General features: G+C 63.2%; 1 protein-coding gene. It reads right to left on the reverse strand.

The annotated features are described in order from the left end of the window. The coding region (locus AC1D1M_RS31430; RefSeq protein WP_477778695.1) for an immunoglobulin-like domain-containing protein at nucleotides 1-634 on the reverse strand (634 nt) is incomplete at both ends.

Here is a 634-nt window from a genome sequence, read left to right on the forward strand (position 1 = left end):
GCCACCAGGTTCTCGTAGTTACCGCCGCTGACGTCGGTGATCGAGTTGGTCAGCGGGGCGTGACCAGCCAGCACGTCGTTCGGCGCGCTGGTGGTGATGGTGCCGGTGGTGTGACCGACGGCGATGGTGATGGTCTGGCCGTTGGCCAAGGTCACAGTTACTGGCGAGCCAGTCACAGCGGCACCGACGGTGGCGGTGTAGACAACGGTTCCGCCTTCAGCCGCGGTTTCAGTCGCGGTCAGCTTCACGGTGGTGGTGTCGATGGTGTCGGTCACTTCCGTCACCGCCGGTACGCTGCTCGGCACCAGGTTTTCGAAATCGCCGCCGGTGGCGGTGGAAATGGTCGCTTCGACTTTGCCAGCATCTTTATAGACGTCATCAGCCGGGGCCGGAACGCTTACGGTGCCGGTGGTTTTCCCGGCGTCGATGGTGATCACGGCACCGTTCGACAGGGTCACGGTGACCGGCGAGCCAGCGGCGTTGGACAGGGTCGCGGTGTAAACAATCGAGCCGCCTTCGGCCACGGCATCCGTCGCGCTCAGCGACAAATTGGTGGTATCCGGAGTATCGGTGACGGTAGTGCTGACCGGGGTTTTATCGGCCACCAGGTTCTCGTAGTTACCGCCGCTGACGT

The organism is Pseudomonas sp. P1_F7, from assembly GCF_056405655.1.